The organism is Propioniciclava sp., from assembly GCF_029977985.1.
Lineage (GTDB): Bacteria > Actinomycetota > Actinomycetes > Propionibacteriales > Propionibacteriaceae > Propioniciclava.
Genome location: NZ_JARKOT010000109.1, coordinates 1 through 17,607, shown reverse-complemented (window position 1 = coordinate 17,607; position 17,607 = coordinate 1). Strand labels below are relative to the sequence as shown.

The window sequence follows — 17,607 nt, the reverse complement described above, 5'->3', positions numbered from 1 at the left end:
GGTTCGAGTCCCGTTACTCACCCCGATGAACCGGCCTTGGCTCCGCGCCAGGGCCGGTCTCTCTTTCGGGGTTTCTCTCAGGGACCTTGCGGCAGATGTGCGAAAGCTACCCCGGTAGCATGGGAGTAGTATCGTGGTGGCATGAGTCAGGTGAAGTTGAGCGTGAGTCTCTCCGAAGGAGAGGTCGAGGCGCTGGACAAGTACGCACGCGCATCCGGTCTCAAGTCTCGCTCCGCAGCGCTCCAGCAAGCGATCCGGCTGCTCGGCGATCCCGAACTCCAGTCCGCGTACGAGGCGGCCTGGCAAGAGTGGGACTCCTCCGAGGACGCCCAGGCATGGGACGGCCTTGTCGCCGATGGCCTGGCAGATGCTCCGCGGTGAGATTCGGCTGGTCGACCTTGAGCCAGCCCGCCGCGGCGAAGCCAACAAGCGACGGCCGGCGATCATCGTCAGCAACGACAATGCCAACGCGACTGCCGCCAGGCTTGGCCGTGGAGTGGTCACTGTGGTCCCCGTGACAAGCAACATCGCCCGGGCGTTTCCGTTCCAGGTGCTGCTTGAGGCGGCCGAGACCGGGATCCACACCAATTCCAAGGCCCAGGTTGAACAGGTACGTTCGGTTTCGGTGGAACGAGTCGGACCAGCGATCGGCCGAGTGCCTGTGCACCTCATGGCCCAACTCGACGACGCCCTACGTCTGCACCTTCAACTCTGAGCAACCTGCGGCATTGCAGGTCTTATGCCTAGGGTCGTCGCGCCGCGCTGCGGGACGGGCGCCAGAGGCGCTTGGTGAGTCGGAGTCCGGTGGCGGCGTCCCCCGCCTTTCGTAGAAGGCATGGGTGTCGTGGCGATCCGCCCCCGAGCAGATCACGAGCCGCGCCGCTGACCGACTCCTCTTCCGAGTCGTGAACCATTGCCCACGAGGCAAGTCCGGACGTCGCTCGCGTCGGGGCACGCGCTTTCGCCGGCGACCTCGGACTCACTTCCATCTTCCGCTCGGCGGCGTTCGCGCGTGATACCAGAGTGGTATCTTCGTGGCATGGCGATGACTCTGCGACTGACCCCCGATGACGAGCGGGTCCTGGCCGTCTTGGCCGCCGAGGACGGCATCAGCCGACAGGAAGCCACCATCCGAGCCATCCACGAAGTGGCCGCCCGCCGCGGTCACGAACGCGACATCCGGGCCCTGTCCGCGGCCGCCCGTGACCGGTACGCCGACCTGCTCGACCGGCTCGGTCGGTGACCGTCCACCTGACGCTGGAGGACCTGCTCATCCTGGTCGACGACCTCGAGGTGGGGCCGGCACGCGACTTGGGGTTGCTCGAGTCGGCCGTTCTTAGGCCTGCAACCAGCCTCTGGGGGCGCGATGCCTACCCCAGTCTGGACGCCAAGGCGGCCGCCGTCCTCGACTCGATCGTGCGCAACCACGCACTGGTCGATGGGAACAAGCGGCTCGGCTGGCTCGCCGCTGTGGTGTTCTACGGACTCAACGGCGTCACTCTCGACGCCCCCGACGACGACGCCTACGACCTCGTGGTCGCGATCGCCAGCGGCCAGACCACCGATCTCACAGCGATCACTGCGCTCCTCGCCACATGGCACTGAGGGCGCTCGATGAGTGCGTCAGTGTCGGTCGCTCCCTGTCCGTGATCATGACGGGCAACGTAGACCACCGGCTCCCAGCCCAGGCCGGCCCAAGCGTCCCAACCGAGGCGGTAGAGACCTACGCGCTGGCCTCCGACGAGGCACCGCCACCCAACTGGTACCGCCCACCCGCGATGGCCGCGATGACCCCGCCGTCGATGAGGAGGTCGGCACCAGTGAGGAAGGGGGCGCCCATCATGAACGCGGCCGCCTCGCCGATCTCGTCCGGCGTGCCCCCCGCTTGGCGGGCGAGGCGTCGATCATGGCCCGGTAGCCGACAGCGCCGGGCCCGCTCATCTCGTCGCGGGCGAGCGGGGTCATGATGATTCCCGGGCTGATCGAGTTGACGCGGGCCCCGCGGTCGCCCCAGGTCAGTGCGGCCGCCTGCACGCGCACGATGTTGGCGCGCTTCGCCAGGGCGTAGGCGTGACCCGAGCCGGTGACGGACGCCAGCACCGGCACTTCCGCCAGCTCGCGGGCCGGCGTCCGAGCGAGGGCGCGGCTGGTGGCTTCGTCGAGCGCCGGCAGCATGTGACCCGCCTGGCTGGCGATGACGATCCCCGAGCCCCCGGGCGCGATGAGGCGTCCGAACTCCTCCAGCACCAAGTCGGTGCCCACGACGTCGACCGCGATGACGGCCTGGGCGCTCGCCTGCACCGGCGACACGCCGGCCCCACGTCATCCTGGCAGACCCAACACCTCGATGGCCGATCGGATCCTCGCCTGACTCGTCGGAGGCGGCGGGTGAGGTCGCGGACCGTGGGCCGGGCCTGGAAGCCTGCAGCCCGGTGGGTGTCCACGGCGCCGGCGTTGGAGTGCTCGGCGGCGAGGACGACGCTGGAGGCTCTCCTTGAACACTGTTCAAGAACGGGACCGAACACACTAGACTCCGCTCCGACACCCGCTGAGAGGACCCTGCATGTCGTCCCGTTCCATCACCGCGCGCGACCTCGCCACCATCGCCGTCTTCGCCGCCCTCACCGCGGCGCTCGGCCTGCTTCCGCCCCTCTACACCCCCTTCTCCCCCGCCCCCATCACAGCCCAGTCGTTCGGCGTCATCCTCGCCGGGGCCGTGCTCGGCGGCCGGCGTGGCGGACTCTCCCAGACCCTTTTCATCGCACTGGTCGCCCTCGGCCTCCCCCTGCTCGCGGGGGGACGCGGCGGCATCGGGGTGTTCCTGAGCCCCACCGTCGGCTTCCTGATCGGCTATGCGGTCGTCCCCTTCCTGATCGGCTGGCTAACCGAGCGCGTCGGGGCGCCCTACCGCATCGGCCTGGGCCTGGCGATCAATGCCCTCTTCGGCATCGTGGTGCTCTACCTGGTCGGCATGGTCGGCATGATGGTCGTGTCGCAGATGAGCCTCGGGCAAGCAGCGCTCGCCATGAGCCCCTTCATCGTGGGTGACACGATCAAGGTGGTGCTCGCCACGTTCGTCGCGAAGGCAGTGCACCGCAGCTACCCCGGTCTGCTGCCGCAGCGCCAACCCGACGCGGTTGCTGCCCCTGCTCACGTCTGACCCGATGCCGGTCCTCCTCAGCGGACACCCCGACCCCGTCGCCGCTTTCGACGCCGCGCATGCCGCAGGACGGCGCGTGGCGGTGCGCACGTCGGGCACGTCGGCGGGGCGTCCGCGAACCCTCGTGCGCACCACCGCCAGCTGGGTGGACTCGTTCGCACCGGTGGCCGGACGCCTCGGGCTCGGCTCCACCGACCGGTTGTGGATCCCCGGCCCCCTCGACGCCACCATGAACCTCTTCGCCGCCTGCGTGGCCCGGTCCGTGGGCGCCTCCTGGGGGTCGGACGCCGCCGGCGCCACCTGGGCCCAACTCACTCCGACCGGGCTGGCCACCCTGCTCGACGACGGGCCGCCGCCCGCGGCGTCCCTGCGCGGCGTCCTGGTCGCGGGTGACGGGCTGGGCCACCGCCTGAGCGCACGCGCCGGGGCGGCCGGGCTGGAGGTCCACCACTACTACGGAGCGGCCGAACTGTCGCTCGTGGCCTGGGGCACATCCGCCGCCGACCTGCACCTCTTCGACCAGGTGGAAGCGCAGGTGCGCAACGGCGTCCTCTGGGTGCGGTCGCCCTGGCTGTCGGACGGCCCCGCCCCCGGGTCGCCCGCAGGGGCCTGGCAGCGGGACGCCGATGGTTTCGCCACGGTCGACGACCACACCACGCTCGCCGGCACGCACGTGCGTGTGCTCGGGCGGCCCGGCTGGGTGACCACCGGCGGCAGCACCGTGGCGCTCGCCCCGGTCGCCGCCGCACTGTCGGCACACACGACCGCACCGGTGCGCCTCGTCGGTGTGCCCCATGCGGCGCTGGGGCACGTCCTCACCGCGGTCGTCGCCACCTCCGACGACCTCGCGGCCGCCCGCCGCTGGGCCCGCGCCCATCTGGCGGGGGCGGAGCGACCGCGTCGCTGGCTGGTCCATCCCCGTCCGCCGACCACCCCCGCCGGGAAGGTCGATCCCGTCGCCCTGGCCCACTGGGCGGCCGCGGAGGTGGCCCGATGAACGAACCCGTGATCATCGACGCCTGTCGCACGCCGATCGGCACCGCAGGCGGAGCGCTCGCCTCCCAGACCGTCGACCAGGTGGCGACCAGCGTGCTCCGACGGCTGCTGGAGTCCTGCCCGGACCCGACGGCCCTGCGCGAGGTGGTGCTCGGCAACCTGCGCGGCCCCGGGGGCAACCTGGCCCGCTACGCCGCCCTCGCCGCCGGTGTCGACCCGGCCGTACCCGGCCTCACCGTCGACCGCCAGTGCGGCTCCGGGCTCGCGGCGATCGAGGTGGCCACGTGGCGGCTGCGCGGCCAGGCCGGCTTCGTGCTGGCCGGTGGCGCGCAGTCGGTCTCGACGCAACCACTCACCGCGTGGCCCGCGGTGGCCGGCGCCGCGCCCGTGCCCTTCGAACGCGCCCCGTTCGCCCCTCCCACCTACGGCGATCCGGAGATGGGTGAAGCCGCCGATCTGCTGGCCGCCGAGCACGGCATCACGCGCGCCCGCCAGGATGCCTACGCCAGCCGGTCCCACGCCCGCGCCATCGCGGCCCGGGCGTCCGGCGCCTTCGCGGCCGAACTCGTTCCGCAGCCCGGGCTCGACCACGACGAGCGTCCGCGGGACGGCTTCACCCCCGAACGTCTCGCGCGGTTTCGGCCCGTCTTCCGCCCCGACGGCACCGTGACCGCCGCCAACGCGTGCGGGGTGAACGACGGCGCGGCGGGCGTCCTCATGGTGGACGCCGCCACGCACGACGCCCTGCGTGCGGGCGGTGCTCCCGTCCCCGGGCTGCGCGTCCTGGGCGTCGTGACGACAGGCAGCGACCCGCGGCATCCCGGCTTCGGGCTCGTGCCGGCCGCTCGCGCTGTTCTGGCCGAGGTGGGGCTCGGCGTCGACGACCTGAGCGCCATCGAGTGCAACGAGGCCTTTGCCGGGCAGGTATTGGTCTGCCTGGACGCGCTGGGCATCGACGAGGAGCGCAACTGCGCCGAGGGCGGCGCGTTGGCGATCGGTCACCCGTGGGCGGCCTCGGGGGCGGTTCTCGTCACGCGCCTGTTCAGCCAACTCGTGCGCTCAGGACGCGGCGGGATCGGGCTCGCCGCCATCGCCATCGCCGGCGGCCAGGGATCCGCGATCGTGGTGGAAGCATGTTGATCGACATCGCCCACGTCACCCACACCTACACCGCCGGACCAGCGAGCCGCACCGTCTTGCGGGACGTCTCCGTCACCCTGACCGAGCGACGGATCGGCGTGGTCGGGCACAACGGCTCGGGCAAGTCCACGTTCCTGAGGCTGCTCAACGGGCTCATCGTGCCCAGCCGGGGCCGGGTCGTCGTCGACGGCCTCGACACGGCCAAGGACGCCGCCGGCGTCCGACGCACCATCGGCTTCCTCTTCACCGATCCCGACAGTCAGATCATCATGCCCACCGTCGCCGAGGACGTCGCCTTCGGGTTGCGCAAATCGGCCCTCAGCAAGGAGGAACGCGCCGCGCGCGTCGACGCCCTTCTCACTCGCTTCGGTCTCGACGGCCACCGCGATCACCCCGCCCACCTGCTCTCCGGCGGACAGAAGCAACTGCTGGCGCTGGCGTCCGTGCTCGTGACCGAACCCGCCGCCCTCGTGATGGACGAGCCCACGACCCTGCTCGACCTGCGCAACGCGGCCCTCATCGGACGCACCATCGCCGACCTCGGCCAGACCGTCGTGCTCGCCACCCACCACCTCCACCTGCTCGACGGCTTCGACCGCGTCCTCGTGTTCGACGACGGCCGGGTCGTCGCGGACGCCGCCCCCACCGAGGCGCTGGCGCACTACCGCCGGCTGATGGACGCCTGATGCGCAGCACCCTCGGCCTCTACCAACCCGGCACGAGCCTGCTCCACCGGTTGCCGCCCGGCGTCAAGCTGCTCGCGCTGCTGGCGGTCGGCATGGTGTCGGTGGTGGCTCAGCGGTGGTGGTTCGTGGTGCTCGCGCTCGTCGCGGCGACGGTCGTGGTGTACCTCGCGGCCGGCTTCTCCGTGGGCCTGTGGTGGCGGCAGATCCGACCGATGTGGCTGATCCTGGCTCTGACGGCCGCCATGCACGTGTGGGCGAGCGGGTGGGAGCGCGCTGTCGCGATCACCGGCATGATCGTGGTGCTCGTGTCGCTGGCTGCGCTCGTCACCCTGACCAGCCCGACCGCGTCCCTCGTGGACGCCGTCGTCCGGGCCAGTGGGTGGCTGCGCCGCTTCGGCGTGGACCCCGAGCGGGTCGGGATCTTCCTGCTCGTGGGGATCCGCTGCGTGCCCCTCGTGGCCGGCTTGGCCGCCCAGGTGCGCGAGGCGCAGATCGCGCGGCGCGCCACGACGAGCGTGGGAGCTTTCCTCGTGCCCCTCATCGTCCGCGCGCTCCGCGAGGCGGACGCCCTGGGCGAGGCCCTCGTGGCACGGGGCGTCGACGACTGATCAGTCGCGCAGGCGGAACGCGAGCCCGTCGAGCAGGAGCGCCACCCCGGCGGCGTGGTCACGCGCGGCCGCCTCGGGGTCATGCCCGGAGACGACGCCCACCTCCGACAAGGTCGCCCGCGTCTGCTCCTCACTGACCTGCCCGAGGGTGAGGTGCACCAAGGCCCGCGCCGCCGCGCGTGCGTCCGCCTCCCCCAGACCGGCGCCGTGCAGCACCCGCGCCGGCGGCGTCCCGAGGTCCACCGCTCCCAGGCCGGTGGCGAGCGTGGCGGAGACCAGCTCGGCAGCGTCCCGATGACGCAGGAGTGTGGTGCGCAAGCGGTCGGTCCACGCGGCGAGCCAGGGACGCCACGGCCCCGGTTCGGGAGCGACGACCTCGGCGAGGATCGCGTCGGCGACCGCCGCCAGCAAGGACTGCTTGTTCGGGAAGTGCCAGTACAGGGCACCCGCTTTCACCTCGAGGGCGCTGCCCACGCGTCTCATCGTGAGGTCGGCGAGGCCGAACTGGTCGAGGATGCCCAGCGCCGCGGCCACCACGTCGGCTCGGCGGACTGCCATGGGGGGTCACCTCCGGTCCCGGTGTAGAGTGCGACCCACTTGAACACAGTTCAAGTGGGCGTGCCAGCGTCGTGTCCCACTCTCGCACAGGAGCAGATCGTGACCCTCGACCAGCAGACACTCGACCGCTTCGTGGACCTCGGGAGCGCGGGCCAGTCGATCGACCGGGCGGACGCCGTGGCCATTCTCCGCTCAACCGACGACGCGTTACCCGGTCTCGTCGCAGCGGCGTCGCGCGTGCGACGCCACTGGTTCGGCAACCGCGTCAAGCTGAACTACCTGGTCAATCTCAAGAGCGGCCTGTGCCCGGAGGACTGCGGCTACTGCTCGCAGCGCCTGGGATCGGAGGCCGGCGTGCTGACGTACTCCTGGGCCTCGCCCGAACAGATCGGTGAGGCGGTCGCATCGGGCATCGCCGGCGGGGCCAGGCGCGTGTGCCTCGTGGCGAGCGGGCACGGCCCGTCGCACCGCGACGTGGAGCGCGTCAACGGGCTGGTGCGGGGCATCAAGGACGCCCACCCGGAGGTGGAGATCTGCGTGTGTCTCGGTTTCGTCGACGAGGAGAAGGCGGCTGCCCTCGCCGAGGGTGGGGCCGACGCCTACAACCACAACCTGAACACGGCCGAGTCGCACTACAGGGAGGTCTGCACCACCCACACCTACGCCGATCGCGAGCGCACCCTGGAGGCCCTCAAGCGGGCCGGGCTGTCGCCGTGCTCGGGGCTCATCGCCGGCATGGGCGAGACCGACGAGCAACTCGTCGACGTCGTCTTCGCCCTGCGTGCCTCCGGGGCGCACTCGGTGCCCGTCAATTTCCTGCTGCCCTTCGACGGAACCCCGATGGCGGGCCGCGCCGAGCTGACCCCCCAGCAGTGCCTCCGCATCCTGGCCATGGTCCGGCTCGTCTGCCCCGATGTCGAGGTGCGCGCCGGCGCCGGCCGCGAGGCCCACCTCCGCACGCAACAGCCGCGGGCGCTCGAGATCGTCAACTCGATCTTCCTCGGCGACTACCTGACCAGCGAGGGCCAGGCCGGCCGGCTCGACCTTGCGATGATCGCCGACGCCGGTCTGGTCGTCGACGGCGAGGCACCTCAGCCGGTGCGGACGCCGCCGGCGCCCACCGTGACCGTCCGCAGGCGCGGTGTCGGCACCGACGTGCTGGCCAACGCCTGACCACTGCGCGGCCAGAGCGATGCCGCGTGCCGAGCGGGCCGCACCGTGAAGCGTGCGGCAGAGAACCCGCGAAGCGGGCAGAATGGCCGGGTGCGAGCTGACCTCTCCCCGTTCGACCGTGTGCGCCTTGGCATCGGTGTGGCCCTCGGAGACAGCGCCGCGTGGGTGTCGCGCCGTCTCGGCAAGGGATCGGGGGCGTCCATCCGCGGGCAGGTGCTCACCCGCGTGCAGCCGAAGGCCTTCCAACTGCTCGTGGCCGGGCGTCGCATCGCCTCCGTGACCGGGACGAACGGCAAGACCACGAGCACTCACCTGTTGGCCGCCGCCGTGCGCGAACACCTCGGCGCGGACGCCGCCCGCCTCGTCACCAACGCCGACGGCGCGAACCTGCACTACGGCATCGCGTCCGCTCTGGCGAAGGCCCCCAAGGCCGACGTGGCGATTCTCGAGACCGACGAGCGCGTCGTGGCCGACATGATCGCGCACGGCCGCCCCGAGGTGCTCGTCCTGCTCAACTTCAGCCGCGACCAGCTCGACCGCAACCACGAGATCAAGTTCCTCGGCCGGGCGTGGCGGCAAGCTCTCGAAAAGGCCGGCGCCGACGGGCCCGTGGTGATCGCGAACTCCGACGACCCGCTGGTGACTTGGGCCGCAGGGGCCGCGCGCCGTGTCGTCTGGGTCGACACGGCCACCACCTGGATGGCCGACGCCGCCCTGTGCCCGGCCTGCGGCTCGCTCCTCACCCGCGACAACCCCGGCCCAGACGCCCCCACCGGCCGCTGGGACTGCCCCGGCTGCGAGCTCACCGAACCCGAGGCGGACTACGTGGTTCGCGGCCAGGGCGTCCAGTTGCCGGACGGTCGTGTCGTCGAGTTGAAGCTGAACGTGCCCGGCAAGTTCAACGTGAGCAATGCGGCGATGGCGCTCGCGGCGGCGTCCGAGATGGGAGTCCCGACGGAGGCGGCGTTGACAGGCTTCAAGACGGTGCGCTCCCCCGCCGGCCGGTTCTCGATCGCGACGATCGACGGCAACCAGTTCCGGCTCGTGCTGAGCAAGAACCCGGCCGGGTGGGCCGAGTCGCTGCCGCTGCTGGAGACCTCGACGGTGGTGCTGGCCATCGACTCGGTTGCGGCGGACGGCAAGGACGTGAGCTGGCTGTGGGACGTCGAGTTCGAGCAACTGCGGGGCAAGAAGGTGATCTGCACCGGGCCGCGGGCGTTCGACCTGGCCGTCCGGCTCGCCTACGCCGAGGTGGACCACGAGATCTCGACCGATCTCGTCGACGCCCTGCGGCTCGCCTCCGTGGCGCCGCAGCCGGTGGATCTGATCGCGACCTACACCCCGTTCCAGAAGCTCCTCAAGATGGCAGGCCTGCGATGACCGCTCCCGTGAAGATCGTGCTCGTCTACCAGTCGCTGCTCGGCATCTACGGCGACCAGGGCAACAGCCTCGTCCTGCGCCAGCGGCTCGCCTGGCGCGGCATCGCCGCAGAGGTGGTCGTCGTGGAACCCGGGGAGGCGCTGCCGGCCGACGGCTCGCTGTACCTGCTCGGCGGTGGCGAGGACAACGCGCAGACCACCGCCGTCCGTGAGCTCACACGGGACGGCACCGTGTTCCGGGCGGTGGAGAACGGGGCGGTGGTGTTCGCGGTGTGCGCCGGCTACCAGATCTGCGGGCAGACGTTCACCATCGGCGAGAACGACGAGGTGCGCGAGGGTCTCGGATTGCTCGACGTGACCACCCGCCGGGGCGCAGAGCGTGCGGTCGGCGAGATCCTCACCCGCTGGACGCGCCCGGACGGCTCGGAGTATGTGTTGACCGGGTTCGAGAACCACGGCGGCTACACCTATCTGGGTTCGGACGCCGCCCCGCTCGCCCACGTCGAGAAGGGGGTGGGCAACGCCGGAGACGGCACCGAGGGAGCCGTCCAGGGCCGCGTCATCGGGACGTATCCGCACGGCCCCGTGCTGGCCCGCAACCCCGCCCTCGCCGACCACCTCCTCGAGTTGGCCCTCGACCGCCAGCTGGAACCTCTGACCCGCGCCGAGATCGAACACGACGGTCTACGCCGCGAGCGGATCGCCTTCGCTCGTCGCTGACCTGCCGACAAGCCCCCCGAGTTCAGCGCCGAGGGACCCCGCGGTCCGCGCCGAGAGACCCCGGTCCGCGCCGAGAAACCCCTGTCCGCGCCGAGAAACCCCTGTCCGTCGACGCGGCTTCTCGCCCCCAGCCGTGGGTGGCGCCAGCTTCGCCAGAAGCAAGTGCACTCATTCTCGGATATGGGTCTGAACTCACACCCATATCCGAGAATGAGCGAGCTCATCCTTGGCGCGAGCTCTTACCACCCGCGTCGGGGGCTCCCAGGGGCGAGGGGCGGCGTCCACAGGCGATTTCGCGGATCAGCCGGCGATGGAGTAAAGTTTGTCCTCGCGCACCGCTAGCTCAACTGGCAGAGCAGCTGACTCTTAATCAGCGGGTTCAGGGTTCGAGTCCCTGGCGGTGTACCACGCTCGACGAATCGACATGGCCCTCGCCCACCCGCGAGGGCCGTTCTTCGTCTCTCCGGACGACATAGGCGAGGCCGTGACGGACGACACCCGCCGAACCGAGCGGCTCGACGGGTGTCGGTTGGGTGGCGAGAGCCCGGGATCAGCCCTTGACGCCGCCCGCGAGCATGCCGCGGACAAAGTAGCGCTGGAGGGAAAGGAACACGATCACCGGCAGCAGCATGGCCACGAACGCACCCGCCGACAGCACGTGCCACGCCTGCCCACGGCTACCGACCATCTCGGCGATCATCACGGTGATGGGCCGGTACTCAGCGCTGGCGAACGTCAGGCCGACCAGGAGGTCGTTCCACACCCACAGGAACTGGAAGATGCCGAACGACGCGATGGCGGGCACGAGCAGGGGCATGAGCACCTGGAAGAACACCCGCACGTGGCCGGCGCCGTCCACCCGGGCCGCCTCGATGAGCGACCGTGGGATCTCCCGCATGAAGTTGTGCAGCAGGAAGATCGCCAGGGGCAGGCCGAAGATCGTGTGCGAGAGCCACACGGTCCAGTAGCTGCCCGCGATGCCGAAGCGCACGTACTGGGTGAGCAGCGGCACCAGCGTCACCTGGATCGGCACGATCTGCAGTGCGAACACCGCCGCGAACAGCCAGTCGCGCCCCTTGAAGTCGATCCACGCGAACGCGTAGGCCGCCAGCAGGGCCAGGATGATCGGGATGATCACCGACGGGATCGTGATGATCAGCGAGTTGATGAACGGGTTCACGAGGTCACCCGACCCGGTCAGCACGGTCTCGTAGTTGACGAGGCTGAAGTTCGGGTTCACGAACGATGTCCACCAGCCCGTGCGACGGATGTCGCCGGGCTCGCGGAACGACGTGATGAGCAGGCCCGCGGTCGGGATCGTCCACAAGACGGCGATCACGATCGCGATGACGGACGCCGCCGGCGAAGCCAAGCGGGTCTTGTTGTCTTCCTTGCGCTGCTCGGCGCGGGTCAGCTTGCGGACCGGACCGTGCGCCTGGTTGGCGCTGCTCGTGGTGGCGGCCGCGGTGGCGCCGCCGGTGGTGTCGCTCATCGCTCCCCCTCCGTGATGCGCATCTGGCGCACGTTGTAGATGATGATCGGCGTCACCAGGATGAACAGCAGGACGGCCAGTGCCGCACCGATGCCGCCCGCCTGGCGGGTGAAGGTCTGCGTGTAGAACTCCAGCGCGATGATGGAGGAGTCGAACTGACCACCTGTCATCGTCCGGACCACGTCGAAGGCCTTCAGGGTGGCCATGGCCACCGTGGTGAGCACCACGATGATGGCCGGGCGCACGCTCGGCACCGTGATCTGCCAGAAGAGACGCAAGCCGGTCGCGCCATCCATCTTGGCCGCCTCGATCGTCTCGTCCGGGATCGCCTTGATGGCCGCCGAGAGGACGGTCATGGCGAAACCGGTCTGGATCCACACCATGACGATGATCAGGTAGAACGTGTTGATCGGCGGGTTGATCAGGAACTGCTGCGGCTGGCCGCCGAAGAGCACCAGGATCTGATTCAGCAGGCCGGTCTGGTCGGCTCCGGCGGGCTTGTACTCGTACACGAACCGCCAGATGATCGACGCGCCCACCATCGAGATGGCCATGGGCAGGAAGATCAGGGTCTTCGCGAACTTCTCGAACCGGGTGCGGTCGACGAGCACGGCGTACACGAGCCCGAGGGCGGTCGAGAGCAGCGGCACGACGAGCACCCAGAAGAACGTGTTCCGCAGCACGACGAGGAACAGGTCCTGGCTGAAGATCGCTGCGTAGTTGTCCAGCCCGACGAAGGTCGACTGGTCGTTGGCGTAGAGCGAGTTACGGATCGTCATGAACGCCGGGATCATGAGGCCCATGACGATGAGGAGCAGCGACGGGCCGAGGTAACCGGTGGCCGCGACCCAGCGCGGCAGGCTGGGCCGGTCCACCAGGAGGAGGACCGCGGCCATGACGAGGGCGAACAGCAGGACCGCGATCAGCATCACGACGAACTTCATGCCCATCGAGTCCGGTTGGAGCAACCAGTCCATTCGACTTCCTTTCTCATCCGACAGGGGCTCCCCCGAGGCGGCGTGCGCCGCGAGGGAGCCCCTGCTGAAGTGGTGTCAGGCGATCACGCCGGCCAGGAGGCCTCGATGGCGTTGGCGACGTCCTGCGTGCTCTTGTTGAGAGCCACCCAGTCCGTCATCTCCTTCCAGAAGGAACCGGCGCCGACGGCGCTCGGCATGAGGTCGGAGCCGTCGAAGCGGACGACGGCGCCTTCAGCGGTGATCAGCTCGTAGGAGAGCTTGTCGATCGGCTTGGCCAGGTTGGCCGGGTCGAGCTCGGTGTTGGCCGACAGCCAACCGCCGTTCGGGGTGGCGATGGCCTTGGCGTTGCTCCACTCGGGGCTGGTCAGGTAGGCCTGCAGCGCGGCGACCTCGGGGGCGTCACGGAACGCCATGGCGAACTCGCCACCCACGAGCATCGGGACGCTGTCGGCGGTCTCGGCCGGCAGGGCGAAGGCCCACACGTCGCCGTCCTCGGCCACGGACACGTCGGCCTGCGCCTCCTGCCAGTTCGCCTGGTAGAAGGACGCCATGCGGTGCATGTAGCAGGTGCCGTCGAGGATCGGGAAGCCCGCGTCGGTGAACGGCGTGGTCGCGATCGTGGAGACGCCGCCCAGGCCGCCGTTCACGTACGCCTCGTTCTTGAGGATCGAACCGGCCTGGTCGATGGCCTTGATGACGGTCGGATCGTTGAACGGGATCTCGTGGCCGACCCACTGGTCGTACTGCTCGGGCGTGCCCACGCGGAGCATCATGTCCTCGACCCAATCGGTGGCCGGCCAGCCGGTCGCGCCGCCGGACTCGAAGCCCGCGCACCACGGCTTGGTGGTGCCGTCGGTGTTGTCGGCCGCGATCTTGGCGGTGAGGTCCATGAGCTCCTGCCACGTCTTCGGCACCTCGTAGCCGGCGTCGGAGAACATCTTCGGGCTGTACCACACGAACGACTTGGCGTTGGCGCCGATCGGGATGCCGTAGTAGGTGCCGTCAACGGTGCCGTACATCTTCCAGGCCTCGTTGTAGTACTTGTCGACGTTCGCCTCGGCGTCGGCGCCGACCTTGACGACGGCGTCCGGGTAGGAGGTCACGATGGACTGCAGCAGGCCGGGCTGCGGGAAGTAGGCCAGGTCGGGCGCGTTGCCCGCCTGCACCCGGACGGGGAGCTGGTTCTCGAACTCGCGGCTGCCCTCGTAGTCGACCTTCGCGCCCGTGCACTCCTCGAACGGCTTGAACGAGTCGATGTGCGGCTGGGCCTCCGAGTCGCTGGCGATCGAGGTGTAGACAGAGATGGTCTTGCCGGACAGGTCGCCGTACTGCTCGTACGCTGCGCAGTCGGTGGCCTGGGTTCCACTACCGCCGGGGGCTGTGGTGCCGGACGTGCCCGACGAGCACGCGGTGAACGTCAGGAGAGCGCCGGCCGACATGGCGGCAGCGGCAGCCCGCATGAGCTTCTTCGACATCAATCCTCACTTCTGTGTGGGTCGAGGTGCGGCGCCAGCGGTGGCACCGCAGTCCTACAGGACGGCCCAAACACTAACGCAGGTGACACGAAGAAGAGTGCGTGTGAAAGCGTTTGTTACAGAGTTGGTATTGTCACCGAAACGGTTCAGCCGCGCGCGATGCTGCGCACCACTACCAAGAACGCCACCGAACCGATGATCGCGGCGGCCAGGGCGCCGATGCGCACGTAGTGGGGGGTGCCCGAGGCGTCCACGAACTGGGCCTTGACCCCGTCGATCTCCGCGGCCGCCAGCGTCTTGGCATCCTGGACCGTCCTGGCCGCGACGGCCTTCGGGTGGGCTTGCGTGATGAGGCCCTCGATGTTGCTGGACAGGCGCGAGCGGGCGGCGGCGATCTCGGCCCGGATCTCTTCGGTGGTCGGCATGGGGCCCAGACTATGCCAGAAGCTAGGGTGGTGGCATGGCCAAGCTGCAGGTGGGCGACCGCTCCCCGTCCTTCGCCCTCCCGGACGCCGACGGCACGCTCGTTTCACTGGCGGACTACGCCGGACGCCGGGTCGTCGTCTACTTCTACCCGGCGGCGCTGACCCCCGGCTGCACCACGCAGGCGGTCGATTTCACGGCCGCTGCGGCCGAGTTCGCCGCTGCGGGCTACGACGTGCTCGGCATCTCCCCAGACGACCCGGCGAAGCTGCAGAAGTTCCGCGCCAAGGAGTCGCTGACGGTCACGCTGCTGGCCGATCCGGGCAGGTCGGTGCTGGAGGCCTACGGCGCCTGGGGCACCAAGATGCTCTACGGCAAGGAGATCACGGGCGTCATCCGGTCCACCTTCGTCGTCGACGTGGACGCCGCCGGTGACGGCACGATCGCGGTCGCGCAGTACAACGTGAAGGCAACCGGACACGTCGCCAAGCTCCGCCGCGAGCTGGGCATCTGATGGCGTTCGTTCACCCCTCCATCCGGACGCCCCAGTCCGGCTTCGTCCTCTTCTCCCAGGGCGCGCCGGCGGCATCCGAGATCGCCGACGCGCTGCGACCGGAGTTCGGGGACGCGGTGGAGGTGCGGAACCTGAGCGTGCCCGGCAAGGGCGAGATCGCGACGGTCGTGGTCACCGTGGACGCCGCGACCGCGCTCCTGGGCACCAACGACGCGCCCCTCGACACCGAGCCGACCCTGCGCGCCTGTCACCCGGTGTGGTGGCAGGGCGAAACGGCGCCGGTGGAGAACCACCGCAGCCACGTGGTCCTCACCGTGCTGCACCCGGGTGACAAGCCCGCCCCCCGGGCGCAGGCGATCCAGGAGTCGACGGTCTTCTCCGTCGTGGCGACGCAGTTGGCCCGGATCGACGGCGCGGTGGCGGTCCTCAGCTCGAACACCAGCACGTGCTTCCCCGCGGACGCATACGCGCGCGCCTTCACGACCGCGGTCGAAGCGCGCGAGGTGCCGGCGGACCTGTGGACCTCGGTGTGGGTCCTGCCCGAGGCTGACGGGTCGCACTCGGCGTACACCCTGGGGCTCGACACCTTCGGCCACGCCGACCTCGTTGTCGAACACTCGCGCCGCTCGCCCGCCGAGCTGTACGGCTTCGTGTCCGATGTGGCCCGGTACGTCCTGACGTCCGGCGCCGTGTTCGAGCCGGGGCAGACGGTCGGACCGACGGCGTCCGAGCAAAGACCCTTGCGGGCCAGGCATTCGAGCATCCACGGCCGCGAGGTCCTCGAGATCGGCGACCTGCCGCGCGCCGTGTGAGATCAGGCGGCCGGCGCGAGCCGGTGGACGCCGCGACGGCCGAACCAGGCGTGCGCGGCGTCGAGGGCGGCGGCGTCGGCGTCCAGACGGACGGTCCAGACGGAGACCGGAAAGATCTCCATGGTGGTGACGCGCTCGGCGACGAGGTGGGCGGTGACGCCGAGGTCGGCGGCGAGTTGCGCGAGGATGGCGCGGGCGCTGTGGCCCTGCACGAAGAAAAGGTCGAGGGTCATGACGAGCTTTCTGGCCGGTGTTGTCGGGAGGGGGTTCATCGCCCTGCTCCCGAGGCGGCCGGACGGCGGCGTCAGAGCAGGGCGCCGCGCATGCGACGACAACACGGACAACACACGGCCACGAGGCGGTTGCTGTTCGTCATGGGCGACAGGCTAGCAGTCAGCGCGTCGCGAGGAAGTGGCGGACCGCCCCGATGAGATTCGCGTCATTGCGGTAGCGGCACGCACGCACCTGCGGCGCAGGGATCGGCACGAACGTCTTGCTGAAGACCACGTCTGTGTGGCGCCTGATCGCGTCGATGAGGGACGCCTGCGCGCTGATCCCCCCACCGATGGCGACGACGTCCATGTCGAGGATGGCCTGCAGGTTGAGGATCGCCGAGCCGAGCCGGTGGGCGTAGGCCTCCAGGACGGCGACGGCCGTGGGGTCGCCGGCGTCCACGAGGGCGAAGAAGTCATGCCCCGAGACCGCCTCGGGCAGGCCGGCGAGCGAGGCGTGTTCCTTCAGCAGCCCCAGCGAGCCGCCGGTGAAGCCCAGGATGCTGGAATCGGGGTCGTCGAGATCGGCCCGCAGAAAGCTGGCGTTGCCGGAGTGGAAGTGCGAGCCGTAGTAGACCGCGCGGTTGATCATCACGCCGCCGCCCACGCCGGTGCCGAGCACCAGCACCATGCCGTTGGTGGCATCCGCCAGGGCACCGTCGGCCATCTCGGCCATGAGGGCGGAGTTGCCGTCGTTCTCGAGCGACACCGGGACGCCGACGCGCGCGCCCACGTCCTCGATCATGTTCGTGCCCTTGTTGTACTGCAGCGCCCCACCGGAGTACATGGAGCCCGTGTACGGGTCGAGTTCCCCGGCCGAACTGATGGCGACCCCGTCGACCGGCTCCTGAGCGTGGGCGGCGTCGAACACCTGCCCGATCGCCTCCACGAAATCCGCGTGGTTGTCCCAGCTGTTCGGCACGCTCCCCTTGTCGGTGAGGTTTCCGTTCTCGTCGGAGATCGCGTGCTTGATGGCGGAACCGCCGACGTCGTAGGCAAGGAGGCGCATGGCCTCATCTTGCTCCACTTCATCGTGTACGTGCAGCCAGACCCTTCGATTGGGACGCCGGCGGCCGCGCGCGTGCCGGAGAAGGGACTCGAACCCTCACGCCCAGGGGCACAGGAACCTAAATCCTGCGTGTCTGCCAGTTCCACCACTCCGGCCGGCCGAGGGCCAGTCTAGGGCGTCGGCCGCCGCGCTCAGCGGCGGCTCTCCCAGTCC

The 17,607-nt window shown here is 70.0% G+C and carries 22 protein-coding genes and 2 tRNA genes; 15 read left to right on the top strand and 9 right to left on the bottom strand.

The window, feature by feature from the left end:
* The first annotated feature begins 141 nt into the window (after window positions 1-141).
* The 4 genes from Q1K57_RS07110 (at window position 142) to Q1K57_RS07095 (ending at window position 1,605) form a co-directional block, all read left to right on the top strand.
* A complete protein-coding gene (locus tag Q1K57_RS07110) occupies window positions 142-381 on the top strand; it encodes a ribbon-helix-helix domain-containing protein (RefSeq protein WP_300080376.1) in 240 nt (79 codons plus the stop codon).
* Window positions 356-715: a type II toxin-antitoxin system PemK/MazF family toxin gene (locus Q1K57_RS07105; protein WP_300080375.1), complete on the top strand. Its 360-nt coding sequence runs from the start codon at window positions 356-358 to the stop codon at window positions 713-715. Before Q1K57_RS07110 ends, Q1K57_RS07105 begins: the two co-directional genes overlap by 26 nt.
* 324 nt (window positions 716-1,039) lie before the next feature.
* On the top strand, window positions 1,040-1,243 hold the full coding sequence (locus Q1K57_RS07100) for a CopG family transcriptional regulator (RefSeq protein WP_300080374.1): 204 nt from the start codon (window positions 1,040-1,042) through the stop codon (window positions 1,241-1,243).
* The gene (locus Q1K57_RS07095; RefSeq protein WP_300080372.1) at window positions 1,240-1,605 is read left to right on the top strand and encodes a type II toxin-antitoxin system death-on-curing family toxin; all 366 of its coding nucleotides are present in this window, start codon (window positions 1,240-1,242) and stop codon (window positions 1,603-1,605) included. Before Q1K57_RS07100 ends, Q1K57_RS07095 begins: the two co-directional genes overlap by 4 nt.
* Before the next feature lie 234 nt (window positions 1,606-1,839).
* Here the strand turns inward: Q1K57_RS07095 and Q1K57_RS07090 are convergent, their stop codons facing one another.
* Entirely contained in the window at window positions 1,840-2,310 is a 471-nt protein-coding gene (locus Q1K57_RS07090) for an SDR family oxidoreductase (RefSeq protein ID WP_300080370.1), read from the bottom strand.
* Window positions 2,311-2,563: 253 nt separating this feature from the next.
* Here Q1K57_RS07090 and Q1K57_RS07085 point away from each other — a divergent pair, with 253 nt between their 5' ends.
* Genes Q1K57_RS07085 through Q1K57_RS07065 form a run of 5 tightly spaced genes read left to right on the top strand, consistent with a single transcriptional unit; the run spans window position 2,564 to window position 6,590 of the window.
* On the top strand, window positions 2,564-3,160 hold the full coding sequence (locus Q1K57_RS07085) for a biotin transporter BioY (RefSeq protein WP_300080368.1): 597 nt from the start codon (window positions 2,564-2,566) through the stop codon (window positions 3,158-3,160).
* A 4-nt stretch (window positions 3,161-3,164) separates the two neighbouring features.
* Complete coding sequence (locus tag Q1K57_RS07080) at window positions 3,165-4,157, top strand: o-succinylbenzoate--CoA ligase (protein WP_300080366.1); 993 nt, start codon at window positions 3,165-3,167, stop codon at window positions 4,155-4,157.
* Window positions 4,154-5,296, top strand: a complete 1,143-nt coding sequence (locus tag Q1K57_RS07075) for a thiolase family protein (protein WP_300080364.1) — start codon at window positions 4,154-4,156, stop codon at window positions 5,294-5,296. The genes Q1K57_RS07080 and Q1K57_RS07075 overlap by 4 nt, the downstream gene beginning before the upstream one ends.
* Window positions 5,290-5,982, top strand: coding sequence for an ABC transporter ATP-binding protein (locus Q1K57_RS07070; protein ID WP_300080362.1), 693 nt, complete (start codon window positions 5,290-5,292; stop codon window positions 5,980-5,982). Before Q1K57_RS07075 ends, Q1K57_RS07070 begins: the two co-directional genes overlap by 7 nt.
* A complete protein-coding gene (locus tag Q1K57_RS07065; RefSeq protein WP_300080360.1) occupies window positions 5,982-6,590 on the top strand; it encodes an energy-coupling factor transporter transmembrane protein EcfT in 609 nt (202 codons plus the stop codon). The genes Q1K57_RS07070 and Q1K57_RS07065 overlap by 1 nt, the downstream gene beginning before the upstream one ends.
* Here Q1K57_RS07065 and Q1K57_RS07060 read toward each other — a convergent pair whose 3' ends face one another.
* On the bottom strand, window positions 6,591-7,148 hold the full coding sequence (locus Q1K57_RS07060; RefSeq protein ID WP_300080358.1) for a TetR family transcriptional regulator: 558 nt from the start codon (window positions 7,146-7,148) through the stop codon (window positions 6,591-6,593).
* A 99-nt stretch (window positions 7,149-7,247) separates the two neighbouring features.
* On the opposite strand from Q1K57_RS07060, the gene bioB reads away from it, so the two are divergent.
* The 4 genes from bioB (at window position 7,248) to Q1K57_RS07040 (ending at window position 10,828) form a co-directional block, all read left to right on the top strand.
* Window positions 7,248-8,321 carry a biotin synthase BioB gene (gene bioB / locus Q1K57_RS07055; protein WP_300080356.1) on the top strand — a complete coding sequence of 358 codons (1,074 nt, stop codon included), beginning with the start codon at window positions 7,248-7,250 and terminating at the stop codon, window positions 8,319-8,321.
* Window positions 8,322-8,522: 201 nt separating this feature from the next.
* Window positions 8,523-9,701, top strand: a complete 1,179-nt coding sequence (locus Q1K57_RS07050; RefSeq protein WP_300080378.1) for a MurT ligase domain-containing protein — start codon at window positions 8,523-8,525, stop codon at window positions 9,699-9,701.
* On the top strand, window positions 9,698-10,420 hold the full coding sequence (locus Q1K57_RS07045; protein ID WP_300080354.1) for a glutamine amidotransferase: 723 nt from the start codon (window positions 9,698-9,700) through the stop codon (window positions 10,418-10,420). Before Q1K57_RS07050 ends, Q1K57_RS07045 begins: the two co-directional genes overlap by 4 nt.
* A 332-nt stretch (window positions 10,421-10,752) precedes the next feature.
* Window positions 10,753-10,828, top strand: a tRNA-Lys gene (locus tag Q1K57_RS07040).
* A gap of 142 nt (window positions 10,829-10,970) precedes the next feature.
* On the opposite strand, the gene Q1K57_RS07035 is transcribed toward Q1K57_RS07040, so the two are convergent.
* The 4 genes from Q1K57_RS07035 to Q1K57_RS07020 form a co-directional block, all read right to left on the bottom strand.
* The gene (locus Q1K57_RS07035; RefSeq protein ID WP_300080352.1) at window positions 10,971-11,912 is read right to left on the bottom strand and encodes a carbohydrate ABC transporter permease; all 942 of its coding nucleotides are present in this window, start codon (window positions 11,910-11,912) and stop codon (window positions 10,971-10,973) included.
* Window positions 11,909-12,889: a sugar ABC transporter permease gene (locus Q1K57_RS07030; protein WP_300080350.1), complete on the bottom strand. Its 981-nt coding sequence runs from the start codon at window positions 12,887-12,889 to the stop codon at window positions 11,909-11,911. The genes Q1K57_RS07035 and Q1K57_RS07030 overlap by 4 nt, the downstream gene beginning before the upstream one ends.
* A gap of 83 nt (window positions 12,890-12,972) precedes the next feature.
* A complete protein-coding gene (locus Q1K57_RS07025) occupies window positions 12,973-14,364 on the bottom strand; it encodes an ABC transporter substrate-binding protein (RefSeq protein WP_300080348.1) in 1,392 nt (463 codons plus the stop codon).
* Between the two features lie 146 nt (window positions 14,365-14,510).
* On the bottom strand, window positions 14,511-14,789 hold the full coding sequence (locus tag Q1K57_RS07020; RefSeq protein WP_300080346.1) for a DUF3618 domain-containing protein: 279 nt from the start codon (window positions 14,787-14,789) through the stop codon (window positions 14,511-14,513).
* A 35-nt stretch (window positions 14,790-14,824) separates the two neighbouring features.
* Between Q1K57_RS07020 and bcp the strand changes: the two genes are divergently transcribed.
* Both bcp and Q1K57_RS07010 read left to right on the top strand, forming a co-directional pair.
* Entirely contained in the window at window positions 14,825-15,301 is a 477-nt protein-coding gene (bcp, locus tag Q1K57_RS07015) for a thioredoxin-dependent thiol peroxidase (protein ID WP_300080344.1), read from the top strand.
* Window positions 15,301-16,113: a DUF4261 domain-containing protein gene (locus Q1K57_RS07010; RefSeq protein WP_300080342.1), complete on the top strand. Its 813-nt coding sequence runs from the start codon at window positions 15,301-15,303 to the stop codon at window positions 16,111-16,113. The genes bcp and Q1K57_RS07010 overlap by 1 nt, the downstream gene beginning before the upstream one ends.
* A 2-nt stretch (window positions 16,114-16,115) precedes the next feature.
* Here the strand turns inward: Q1K57_RS07010 and Q1K57_RS07005 are convergent, their stop codons facing one another.
* The 3 genes from Q1K57_RS07005 to Q1K57_RS06995 form a co-directional block, all read right to left on the bottom strand.
* Window positions 16,116-16,346, bottom strand: coding sequence for an NIL domain-containing protein (locus Q1K57_RS07005; protein WP_300080340.1), 231 nt, complete (start codon window positions 16,344-16,346; stop codon window positions 16,116-16,118).
* Between the two features lie 160 nt (window positions 16,347-16,506).
* Complete coding sequence (locus tag Q1K57_RS07000) at window positions 16,507-17,394, bottom strand: ROK family protein (RefSeq protein ID WP_300080338.1); 888 nt, start codon at window positions 17,392-17,394, stop codon at window positions 16,507-16,509.
* Between the two features lie 73 nt (window positions 17,395-17,467).
* Window positions 17,468-17,549: transfer RNA gene (locus Q1K57_RS06995), tRNA-Leu, on the bottom strand.
* Window positions 17,550-17,607 lie beyond the last annotated feature (58 nt).

Bases quoted from the DNA above. Each gene is read 5' to 3' on its own strand.
- Q1K57_RS07110 (WP_300080376.1), top strand. From the start codon at position 142: ATGAGTCAGGTGAAGTTGAGCGTGAGTCTCTCCGAAGGAGAGGTCGAG.
- Q1K57_RS07105 (WP_300080375.1), top strand. From the start codon at position 356: ATGGCCTGGCAGATGCTCCGCGGTGAGATTCGGCTGGTCGACCTTGAG.
- Q1K57_RS07100 (WP_300080374.1), top strand. From the start codon at position 1,040: ATGGCGATGACTCTGCGACTGACCCCCGATGACGAGCGGGTCCTGGCC.
- Q1K57_RS07085 (WP_300080368.1), top strand. From the start codon at position 2,564: ATGTCGTCCCGTTCCATCACCGCGCGCGACCTCGCCACCATCGCCGTC.
- Q1K57_RS07080 (WP_300080366.1), top strand. From the start codon at position 3,165: ATGCCGGTCCTCCTCAGCGGACACCCCGACCCCGTCGCCGCTTTCGAC.
- Q1K57_RS07075 (WP_300080364.1), top strand. From the start codon at position 4,154: ATGAACGAACCCGTGATCATCGACGCCTGTCGCACGCCGATCGGCACC.
- Q1K57_RS07070 (WP_300080362.1), top strand. From the start codon at position 5,290: ATGTTGATCGACATCGCCCACGTCACCCACACCTACACCGCCGGACCA.
- Q1K57_RS07065 (WP_300080360.1), top strand. From the start codon at position 5,982: ATGCGCAGCACCCTCGGCCTCTACCAACCCGGCACGAGCCTGCTCCAC.
- Q1K57_RS07060 (WP_300080358.1), bottom strand. From the start codon at position 7,148: ATGGCAGTCCGCCGAGCCGACGTGGTGGCCGCGGCGCTGGGCATCCTC.
- Q1K57_RS07045 (WP_300080354.1), top strand. From the start codon at position 9,698: ATGACCGCTCCCGTGAAGATCGTGCTCGTCTACCAGTCGCTGCTCGGC.
- Q1K57_RS07035 (WP_300080352.1), bottom strand. From the start codon at position 11,912: ATGAGCGACACCACCGGCGGCGCCACCGCGGCCGCCACCACGAGCAGC.
- Q1K57_RS07030 (WP_300080350.1), bottom strand. From the start codon at position 12,889: ATGGACTGGTTGCTCCAACCGGACTCGATGGGCATGAAGTTCGTCGTG.
- Q1K57_RS07025 (WP_300080348.1), bottom strand. From the start codon at position 14,364: ATGTCGAAGAAGCTCATGCGGGCTGCCGCTGCCGCCATGTCGGCCGGC.
- Q1K57_RS07020 (WP_300080346.1), bottom strand. From the start codon at position 14,789: ATGCCGACCACCGAAGAGATCCGGGCCGAGATCGCCGCCGCCCGCTCG.
- bcp (WP_300080344.1), top strand. From the start codon at position 14,825: ATGGCCAAGCTGCAGGTGGGCGACCGCTCCCCGTCCTTCGCCCTCCCG.
- Q1K57_RS07010 (WP_300080342.1), top strand. From the start codon at position 15,301: ATGGCGTTCGTTCACCCCTCCATCCGGACGCCCCAGTCCGGCTTCGTC.
- Q1K57_RS07005 (WP_300080340.1), bottom strand. From the start codon at position 16,346: ATGACCCTCGACCTTTTCTTCGTGCAGGGCCACAGCGCCCGCGCCATC.
- Q1K57_RS07000 (WP_300080338.1), bottom strand. From the start codon at position 17,394: ATGCGCCTCCTTGCCTACGACGTCGGCGGTTCCGCCATCAAGCACGCG.